Genomic DNA, 8101 nt, shown 5'->3' with positions numbered 1-8101 from the left:
TTTAGATGTGTATTGACACAGTCTCCGTAATATTTCTGTGTGCCGGTTATACGGTAGGTTTTTATGCCTGAACGGTATATATGACATTATTATGATTTGTGATTATTGTTGCAACTGTTATTGTTTGGTATTTTATAAGTTCCTGTGTTTTTTGTAAATTTTTGTATTAATTTTTGTTGTGTTTTTGCAAAGATTATATTTTATTCGGTATTTAGATTGGATAAAGGGTCGTCTGAAAGTGTTTAAAAGAAGCTTTGATTTCTTGAAGTTGGCTTTCAGACGACCTTTGCAGATGTTTCGCAGTAGATTGGGTGGTGTTGGGAAATAACTGATGGGCAATAGCCCGACGGGTATTGTTGATGATGGTTTGAATCGTCTTTACAGATAAAAAGGTCGTCTGAAAATCTCGATTTGAGGTTTTCAGACGACCTTTGTGTTTCTATCAATCCGTCAGGCGTTTACAAGTTGGGATTGACGATGATTTTGACGGCGGATTCGTTGTTGTGAATCAGACGCTCGAAGCCTTCGGAAATCAGCTCGTCCAGCTTGATGCGCTGGGTGATGAAAGGTTCGAGGTTGATTTTGCCTTCTTCCACCAGTTTGATGGTTTCGGCGTGGTCGTTGCAGTAGGCGATGGTGCCGCGCACGTCCAGCTCTTTCATCACGACGCTGTGGACGTTGATGGTGGCGGGGTGGCTCCAAATGGATACGATGACGACTTTCGCAGTCGGGCGACAGGCTTCGACCATGGTGTCCAGCACTTTGTTGACGCTGGTGCATTCGAATGCGACGTCCACGCCTTCGCCGTTGGTCAGTTTTTTCACTTCTTCGACGACATCGACTTCTGACGGGTCGAGGATATAGTCGGCAACACCGGATTCGCGGGCTTTATCTTTGCGCGCTTTGCTCAATTCGGTGATGATGACCTTGATGCCTTTGGCTTTCAACACGGCGGCAAGCAGCAAACCGATCGGACCTGCGCCGCCGACCAATGCGACGTCGCCTGCTTTCGCGCCACTGCGGACATAAGCGTGATGACCGACGGACAGGGGCTCAATCAAAGCGGCTTGGTCTAACGGGATTTTGTCGGAAATCGGATGCACCCAGCGGCGTTTGACGGCGATTTTTTCGGCAAGACCGCCGCCGCAGCCGCCCAAGCCGATGAAGTTCATGTCTTTGGAGAGGTGGTAGTTGCTGCCTTCGCCGGTCGGTACGTCGTCGCGGATGATGTAGGGTTCGACCACGACGTGTTGCCCGACTTTAAGGTCGTCCACGCCTTCGCCGACGGCATAAACCACGCCGGAGAACTCGTGTCCCATCGTTACGGGCGCGGACTCGCCGGAAATCGGGTGCGGATGACCGCAGGGCGGGATGAAAATCGGGCCTTCCATAAATTCGTGCAGGTCGGTGCCGCAGATACCGCACCAGGCGACGTTGATGCCGACGGTGCCGGGGGCGACGGTCGGTTCGGGGATGTCTTCGATGCGGATGTCGCCTTTATCGTAAAAACGTGCTGCTTTCATTGTAACGCTCCTTGTTTTGAGGTTGAAAAGAAAGGTCGTCTGAAAGGTAGGACGGCTTTTCAGTAAGGGCGGGAAGGATGTGTGGGATGTGCGACGAATATATGGTTATTTTAATGATGCGGCAGGGCGGGTTGTGTAGGATAAGCAACACAGGCTGCGCGATATTGCTTTGATATTTTGTTATTTTACTACATTTCGATGTGAATGATATGTCGGCTTGCGTAAAAACGAAGCAGGGCTTGTCCGCGGTCAAGTTTTGGATGAAATAGTCTTATAGGTATTCGTCAAAAAGATGCTGTCGGAAGACGGGAGGATTATTAGGGAAGGATGAAAATTGTTGACAACGCAGGTATTGCTTATTGAATTAATCAAAATTTTATTGCGAAAAAATTTGAATTTTAGAAATTTAAATATATAAAAACAGCAAAAATTTAATTTTTTGAAATAAAATTGCCGTAATGTGGCTAAAAGGCTTGTTTAAAACAGGTAAAGAAGGTAATCTATGCCTTAATTTATCTGAATTTGAAAGCAATAACAATGACCCAACAATACCCTACCGACGATATTAAGATTAGAGAAGTCAAAGAGCTGCTGCCGCCGATTGCCCATTTGTACGAGCTGCCGATTTCCGAGGAAGCGGCGGGGCTGGTACACCGCACGCGGCATGAAATCGCCGATTTGGTTCATGGCAAGGACAACCGCCTGCTGGTGATTATCGGCCCGTGTTCCATCCATGACCCCAAAGCCGCCTTGGAATACGCCGAACGTTTGCTGGTGTTGCGCAAGAAATATGAAAAAGAATTGCTGATTGTGATGCGCGTGTATTTTGAAAAACCGCGTACAACGGTGGGTTGGAAAGGTCTGATTAACGACCCGCACTTGGACGGCACGTTCGACATCAACTACGGCCTGCGTCAGGCGCGCAGCTTGCTGCTGACGCTGAACAATATGGGTATGCCCGCTTCGACGGAGTTCCTTGACATGATTACGCCGCAATATTACGCGGACTTGATTTCTTGGGGCGCGATCGGTGCGCGGACGACGGAGAGCCAGGTACACCGCGAACTCGCCAGCGGCCTGTCTTGTCCGGTCGGTTTCAAAAACGGTACGGACGGCAATCTGAAAATCGCCATCGACGCGATTGGCGCGGCAAGTCATCCGCATCACTTCCTGTCTGTAACCAAAGCGGGGCATTCCGCCATTGTGCATACCGGCGGCAATCCCGACTGCCACGTTATCCTGCGCGGCGGTAAAGAGCCGAATTACAGCACCGAACACGTCAAATCGGCGGCGGAGCAATTGATAAAAGCCGGTTTGTCGCCCAAGCTGATGGTCGATTGCAGCCACGCAAACAGCCGTAAAGATTACAGACGGCAGATGGAAGTTGCCCAAGATGTTGCCGCGCAACTGGAAAACGGCGAAGACAATATTATGGGCGTAATGGTGGAAAGCCATTTGGTCGAAGGCAGACAGGACAAGCCCGAGGTTTACGGGCAAAGCATTACCGATGCCTGCATCGGCTGGGATACCACTGAAGAAATGCTCGCGCTTTTGGCTGCGGCAAACCGTAAACGGGTCGCGCCTTAAATCGGTTTGAGTGGAAAAAAGAGGTCGTCTGAAAGGTCTGTGTGTGGGTAAAAACAGACAGTTTCAGACGACCTTTTATTTAATTTGTCTGATTTATCGGATTATGGTTTTTTCTAACTGTCCGCCTGTTAAGTTATCCTAGTTTAAAATGACTTTACTTATTGGAATAAATATTAATGACTTGGTGTGACATACTTTCGTCACTGAGTTAACCCACAACGGAGAACACACCATGAGCAAGTCTTTCTTGACTAAAACTTTGACCTTGATCGCCATTGCTACTTCTCTGAGTGCATGTGCGGGCATGACCCAAACACAACGCAATACTGCTACTGGCGCGGTATTGGGCGGTGTAGCGGGTAACTTGATCGGTGGCGATACCGGCTCTACTTTGGGCGGCGCTGCATTAGGCGGCGTCATCGGCAGCCAAGTCCACAGACATCGTTAATTTTTAAAACGATAAAAGCCGGTCGGACCTTAAATGGGTTCGACCGGCTTTTTTATTTGGCGTGATTGAATCAGAAGAATGTTTGCGCAAGGGGACGGGTTTATCGGCGTTCAAACTTATGGATTGCTTTTCTGTGGGTTGGGCGAGTATGCCCGTTTATTGTCAGGCTAACGCGTCGCCGCGCATTCGCCGTTCTCAAACACCAACACCTTCTCCGGCCAGCGCAACGCCGCCAGCCTGAACTGTTCGGGACGGTATTTCTGCGGGAATTTCCTTGCCCGCCAGCTTGCACCAATCGAGAAATCGACGCAGAACACGTTGCGCCGCGCCCCGTGCCAGACATCCGGCTGCGGCGGCAGCAACAGCCGTTCGGCGGCAACGGCGGCGGGGGACGGTTGCCAACTGCGCCAATAATGACCGATAACGACGGGCGTATCGTCGCGGTAGTCGTCCCACCACGCGCAACGGGTCGTACCGCGCCAACGTCCGCCTGCGTAAAACGGCTCGTCCGCCAAACGCTCCACGCCGCTGGTGAGGGCGCGTATCGGATGCAGGCGGCTGCGTTCGAGTTCGTATCGCGCGGTGGCGGGCATGGGCGGCGGCGCATGGTCGGGATTTTCCGCCTGCGGGGCGTAATGCGCCTGTTCGTAGAGGTAGTCGGGATACCAAGATGCCGTCTGAAGGCGGTGTTTCAACTCGGCATCGAAACGGCGGTATTGCGCGGTCAGGCTTTCGCCCTTTGCTTCTTCGAGGCGTTCGATTTGCGGCGGCAGCCAGGCGGCGTGGACGATGCGCAGGTCTTCGCGCTCCAGCAGCAGCGGCTGTTCGGCCAGCCATGCGCGCAATTCGGTTTTCTCTTTTTCTTCCACGCAATGCCACGGCGCGTAATGGGCGTCTTTTTCAGCGCGGGCATCGAAAAACCAGCCGGAACCGTCTTTCGGGTCGTCGGCAAGGATGTTCAATTCGTGGTTGCCCAAAACCATCCATGCCCATCCGCGTTCGTAAGCCTGTTTGAACCACGCCAGCATCGCGGGGCTGTCGGGGCCGCGGTCGCACAAATCGCCGACGAACACCAGCCGCCGCCCGTGCGGATGGAAACCGTCGTCGCGGTAGCCGAGCCGGTGCAGCAGCGATTGAAAGGCGGCAAATTCGCCGTGAACGTCGCCGACGATGTCCAGCGGCGTATCGGGCAGTGATTGGCGGTATGGATAGGACATGATGGTGGGAGGTCGTCTGAAAAAGTGTGCCGACGGTGTTTTCAGACGGCCTCAGGCAGTTTCAAGAAGTTTCCGCGGTAGTAACGCATTTCCTCGATGCTTTCGAGAATATCGTCCAAAGCCTGATGCGAACCGCGCTTTACCACGCCTTTGGCAACGGGCGGATTCCAACGTTTGGCGAGTTCTTTCAGTGTAGATACGTCCAGATTGCGGTAGTGGAAATACGCTTCGAGGCGCGGCATGTATTTGACCATGAAGCGGCGGTCTTGATGGATGGAATTGCCGCACATCGGTGTGGATTTTTCGGGAATCCATTGCGCGATAAAGTCGAGCAGTTTCTGCTCAACTTCGGCTTCGGACAGCCGCGATTCGCGCACGCGCTGCGTCAGCCCCGTTCGACCGTGGGTGGCGGTGTTCCATGCGTCCATGCCGTCGAGCAGTTCGTCGCTTTGGTGGACGACATAAACTTCGGACTGCGCCAAGACGTTCAAATCGGAGTCGGTGATAATCATGGCGACTTCGATGATGCGTTCGCGTTCGGGGTCAAGCCCGGTCATTTCCATATCGAGCCAGCAGAGGTTGCTTGCGTTTTGAGTCATTTCAGACGGCCTTTCGTCGGTTTAAAACAATGGGCGGTATTATAGTGGATTAACTTCAAATCAGGATAAGGCAAAGCGATCGCGTAAACAAAGGGTCGTCTGAAAACCAATGCGGCGGGTTTGCTCTATCGTTTCAGACGACTATTCATCAGGGGAGGATTCGCGGGCAAAGCCCACGCTACGGGTTGTCGCGGTTGAGTTTAAACTGTTCCCAAATGATAAAAGGTCGTCTGAAAACCGTTTTCAGACGACCTCTTTGCCGTTTTATTTCACTGCCGATTCAAATCAGAACAAGCCGTGAATCACGCCGTCTGCGTCCACGTCGATTTTCTCGGCGGCGGGGACTTTGGGCAGGCCGGGCATTTTCATCATGTTGCCGCACAGGGCGACGATGAAGCCTGCGCCGGCGGAGACGGTGATGCCGCGCACAGTGATGCGGAAGCCTTCGGGGCAGCCCAAGAGTTTGGCGTTGTCGCTGAGGGAATATTGGGTTTTCGCCATGCAGACGGGCATTTTGTCCAAGCCCAGTTTTTCCAGCGAGGCGATTTCGGCGGCGGCTTCTGTGCTGAAATCGACGTCTTCCGCGCCGTACACTTTTTGGGCGATGGCGCGGATTTTGTCTTTGATGCTCAACTCGACATCGTAGGCGAAGCGGAATTCATTGGGTTGGTTGTCGATGGCGTTGACGACTTTGCGCGCCAAATCTGCGCCGCCCGCGCCGCCTTTGCCCCACACTTCGGTCAGGGAAACTTCGACGCCGTGTTCGGCGCAGGCTTTTTCAATCATGGCCAACTCGGCATCGGAGTCGGACACGAAGCGGTTGATGGCGACGACGACGGGCAGGCCGAATACGTTTTTCAGGTTGGAAATGTGTTTCAGCAGGTTGGGCAGGCCTTTTGCCAAGGCTTCGAGGTTTTCTTCGCCGAGGTTGGCGCGTTCTACGCCGCCGTTGTATTTCAAGGCGCGGACGGTGGCGACGACGACGGCCGCGTCGGGTTTCAAACCGGCAAGGCGGCATTTGATGTCGCAGAATTTTTCCGCACCCAAATCCGCGCCGAAGCCTGCTTCGGTTACGGCGTAATCGGCAAGGTGTTTCGCCAGTCGGGTGGCGGTAACGGAGTTGCAGCCGTGGGCGATGTTGGCGAAGGGGCCGCCGTGTACGAAGGCGGGCGTGCCTTCGATGGTTTGTACCAAATTGGGCTTGATGGCGTCTTTGAGCAGTGCCGCCATCGCGCCGTGTGCTTTCAAATCTTTGGCGTAAACGGGGCTGCCGTCTTTGGCGTAGGCGACGAGGATGTTGCCCAAACGCTCTTTCAAATCGCTGATGTCTTTGGCGAGGCAGAATACCGCCATGACTTCGGAGGCAACGGTGATGTCGAAGCCGTCGGGACGAATCACGCCGTCAACGGGTTTGCCCATGCCGTCGATGATGTTGCGCAACTGGCGGTCGTTCATATCGACCACGCGCCGCCACAGCACGCGTTTGGGGTCGATGTTCAACTCGTTGCCTTGGTAGATATGGTTGTCGAGCATGGCGGCGAGTAAATTATTCGCCGCGCCGATGGCGTGGAAGTCGCCGGTGAAGTGCAGGTTGATGTCTTCCATCGGCAAAACTTGGGCATAGCCGCCGCCCGCCGCGCCGCCTTTAACACCAAACACAGGCCCCAAAGAAGGTTCGCGCAGGGCAATAACGGCGTCTTTGCCGATGTGGCGCAACGCGTCCGCCAAACCGATGGTCACGGTGGTTTTGCCTTCGCCCGCCGGAGTCGGGTTGATGGCGGTAACCAAAATCAGACGGCCTTGTTTTTGCGGCAGTTTGAACGCTTCGGCAGGATTGATTTTGGCTTTGTAATGGCCGTAGGGTTCGATATTGTCAACGTTCAAACCCAGCTTGGCGGCAATTTCGCCAATCGGACGCATGGTGGAAGATTGGGCGATTTCGGCATCGGTTTTGAAGCTCATGGTTTTCCTTTACTGAATGGAGAAGAAAAAGAGGAGGGTCGTCTGAAAGCCCATCGGAAAGACAAACGCTGATGGATTCAAAAGAATTTTAGGCATATTATAGCGTTATCTGAGAATGAATCGCAGTGAAAAATTCGATAATTCAACAAAAATACGGTTCATATTGTTGACAATCCACAAGAGAAACGGACAAACATGGGCAGCAACGCATGGCTTTTCTGGGCATTGGCATCCGCAGGTTTCGCCTCGCTGACGGCAATTTTCGCCAAAATGGGTTTGCAGGGCATAGATTCGGATTTCGCCACCTTCATCCGCACGCTGGTCATCCTCGCCGCGCTGGTCTTGTTCCTGACCTATACCGGCAAATGGCAGGGCGTGAACGGGTTTACGGGAAGAAACTGGACCTTCCTGGTTCTCTCCGGCCTCGCTACCGGCGCATCCTGGCTAGCCTACTTCAAAGCCCTGCAACTGGGCAACGCCTCGCAAGTCGCCCCCGTCGATAAATTCAGCCTGGTTTTGGTCGCGCTGATGGCGGTGGTTTTTCTGGACGAACGCCCCAGCACGCAGGAATGGGTGGGCTTGGGACTGGTTACGGCGGGGGTGCTGACGCTGGCTTTGAAACGGTAAGGCGAAATGATTTTTCAGACGACCTTTTAAGCTGAGAGGTCGTCTGAAAATGTTGCGCCGCAAATAGGGCTGAAGGCTTACCGTCATTTGCGGCGATGGTTTTGTGTATAGTGGCTTAACTTTAAACCAGTACGGCGT

Annotated in this window: 7 protein-coding genes; 3 read left to right on the top strand and 4 right to left on the bottom strand. The window is 53.2% G+C overall.

Features of this window, described 5'->3' with window-relative positions:
* Positions 1-458: 458 nt before the first annotated feature.
* Positions 459-1523 carry a 2,3-butanediol dehydrogenase gene (locus tag HMPREF3050_RS01355; protein ID WP_003776525.1) on the bottom strand — a complete coding sequence of 355 codons (1065 nt, stop codon included), beginning with the start codon at positions 1521-1523 and terminating at the stop codon, positions 459-461.
* Positions 1524-2060: 537 nt separating this feature from the next.
* On the opposite strand from HMPREF3050_RS01355, the gene aroG reads away from it, so the two are divergent.
* On the top strand, positions 2061-3110 hold the full coding sequence (gene aroG, locus HMPREF3050_RS01350; protein ID WP_003768630.1) for a 3-deoxy-7-phosphoheptulonate synthase AroG: 1050 nt from the start codon (positions 2061-2063) through the stop codon (positions 3108-3110).
* Between the two features lie 232 nt (positions 3111-3342).
* The gene (locus HMPREF3050_RS01345) at positions 3343-3558 is read left to right on the top strand and encodes a glycine zipper 2TM domain-containing protein (RefSeq protein ID WP_003761681.1); all 216 of its coding nucleotides are present in this window, start codon (positions 3343-3345) and stop codon (positions 3556-3558) included.
* A gap of 167 nt (positions 3559-3725) precedes the next feature.
* Here the strand turns inward: HMPREF3050_RS01345 and HMPREF3050_RS01340 are convergent, their stop codons facing one another.
* From HMPREF3050_RS01340 to HMPREF3050_RS01330, 3 genes are all read right to left on the bottom strand, one after another.
* Entirely contained in the window at positions 3726-4775 is a 1050-nt protein-coding gene (locus tag HMPREF3050_RS01340) for a metallophosphoesterase (RefSeq protein ID WP_070773191.1), read from the bottom strand.
* Positions 4776-4816: 41 nt separating this feature from the next.
* Positions 4817-5374, bottom strand: a complete 558-nt coding sequence (gene orn, locus HMPREF3050_RS01335) for an oligoribonuclease (protein WP_070773190.1) — start codon at positions 5372-5374, stop codon at positions 4817-4819.
* A gap of 285 nt (positions 5375-5659) precedes the next feature.
* Positions 5660-7336, bottom strand: coding sequence for a formate--tetrahydrofolate ligase (locus tag HMPREF3050_RS01330; protein WP_070773189.1), 1677 nt, complete (start codon positions 7334-7336; stop codon positions 5660-5662).
* A 195-nt stretch (positions 7337-7531) separates the two neighbouring features.
* Here HMPREF3050_RS01330 and HMPREF3050_RS01325 point away from each other — a divergent pair, with 195 nt between their 5' ends.
* Entirely contained in the window at positions 7532-7963 is a 432-nt protein-coding gene (locus HMPREF3050_RS01325) for an EamA family transporter (protein ID WP_049229383.1), read from the top strand.
* Positions 7964-8101 lie beyond the last annotated feature (138 nt).

This window comes from Neisseria sp. HMSC065D04 (assembly GCF_001815675.1).
Taxonomy (GTDB): domain Bacteria; phylum Pseudomonadota; class Gammaproteobacteria; order Burkholderiales; family Neisseriaceae; genus Neisseria.
This window is presented reverse-complemented; position numbering and strand designations above follow the sequence as displayed.

Bases quoted from the DNA above. Each gene is read 5' to 3' on its own strand.
- orn (WP_070773190.1), bottom strand. From the start codon at position 5,374: ATGACTCAAAACGCAAGCAACCTCTGCTGGCTCGATATGGAAATGACC.
- HMPREF3050_RS01330 (WP_070773189.1), bottom strand. From the start codon at position 7,336: ATGAGCTTCAAAACCGATGCCGAAATCGCCCAATCTTCCACCATGCGT.
- HMPREF3050_RS01340 (WP_070773191.1), bottom strand. From the start codon at position 4,775: ATGTCCTATCCATACCGCCAATCACTGCCCGATACGCCGCTGGACATC.
- HMPREF3050_RS01355 (WP_003776525.1), bottom strand. From the start codon at position 1,523: ATGAAAGCAGCACGTTTTTACGATAAAGGCGACATCCGCATCGAAGAC.
- HMPREF3050_RS01325 (WP_049229383.1), top strand. From the start codon at position 7,532: ATGGGCAGCAACGCATGGCTTTTCTGGGCATTGGCATCCGCAGGTTTC.
- aroG (WP_003768630.1), top strand. From the start codon at position 2,061: ATGACCCAACAATACCCTACCGACGATATTAAGATTAGAGAAGTCAAA.
- HMPREF3050_RS01345 (WP_003761681.1), top strand. From the start codon at position 3,343: ATGAGCAAGTCTTTCTTGACTAAAACTTTGACCTTGATCGCCATTGCT.